The 1,212-nt window shown below is 62.5% G+C and carries 1 protein-coding gene; it reads right to left on the minus strand.

Translation table 11 applies throughout. The annotated features are described in order from the left end of the window. The coding region (locus FP026_RS29955) for a sugar ABC transporter ATP-binding protein (RefSeq protein WP_149638164.1) at positions 1-1,212 on the minus strand (1,212 nt) is incomplete at both ends.

Genomic DNA, 1,212 nt, shown 5'->3' on the forward strand with positions numbered 1-1,212 from the left:
AGTCCCCGTCGCGCGCCAGCGCCGAAATGAAAGTATAGATCTGCTGCTTCGGGCCGCCCTCGACGCCGCGGGTCGGCTCGTCGATGATGACGATCTGCGGCTCGGTCTCCATGACCTTCGCCAGCAGCAGCTTCTGCTGGATGCCACCGGCCATGCGGCCGGCAACGATATTCAAGTCCCTCACCCGGATGACGAAGCGGCGGCGCGCCCGCGCCAGCGCATCGGCCTCGCTGGAGGCGCTCAGATAGCCGAACTTGCCGTGTCGGTCGAGCGACTGCAGGGTCAGATTGACGACCATGCCCGAATTCAGAAGCAACCCCTTCGACTTGCGGTCCTTGGTCATATAGGCAAGCCCGGCGTCGATGGCCGCATGCACGTCATGCGCCGGCACCGTTTGGCCGTTGGCAACGACGTCGCCGGCAGCGCGCGAGCGCAGACCGACGATTGCCTCCATCAGCTCTGTCCGGCCCGAGCCGATCATGCCGGAAAAGCCTAATATCTCGCCCTTGCGCAGCTCGAAGCTTGCATCATGGACGTAGCCCGTCGAAAGGGAGACAACGCTAAGCACCACCTTTTCGTCGACATCGGGCTCGTTCTTGGCCGGATAGAGGCTCGAGAGCTCGCGCCCGACCATCAGCTGGGCGATCGATTCGCCGTCGAGCAGCGAGGTCGGCGATGTCTTCACCCATTGGCCGTCGCGCAGCACCGTGACCCGATCCGTCAGTTCCATGACCTCATCGAGCTTATGGGAGACGAAGACGAAACTCGTTCCCTGATCGCGCAGCTTGCGTACCTGCTTGAACAGGAAATTGGTCTCCTCGCGCGAAAGAACGGCGGTCGGCTCGTCCATGAAGACGATGCGCGCATCACGGCTGATCGCCTTGGCGATCTCCACCATCTGCTTGTCGGCGATGGAGAGCGTGCTGATTATGGCGTTCTCGTCGACATGCGAGCCGAGAAGGTCGAGCACGCGCCGCGTTTCGGCCCGCATATACTTGCGATCGAGCACACCCAAGCGCGTAACTTCGCGGCCGAGAAACAGGCTCTCGGTAACGGTCAGATGCTCCGCAAGATTGAATTCCTGATGGATGATGACGATGCCGAGCGCCTCGGCGGCTCCGTTCGGCGGCAGCTTCACCGGCTTGCCGTCGAGCAAAATCTCGCCGGAGGTCGGCTGCTCGAAACCGGACAGGACCTTGACCAGCGTCGACT

Origin of the sequence: Martinezella tropici (assembly GCF_008370325.1) — a bacterium.
In the GTDB taxonomy this organism is placed as follows: domain Bacteria; phylum Pseudomonadota; class Alphaproteobacteria; order Rhizobiales; family Rhizobiaceae; genus Rhizobium; species Rhizobium tropici_B.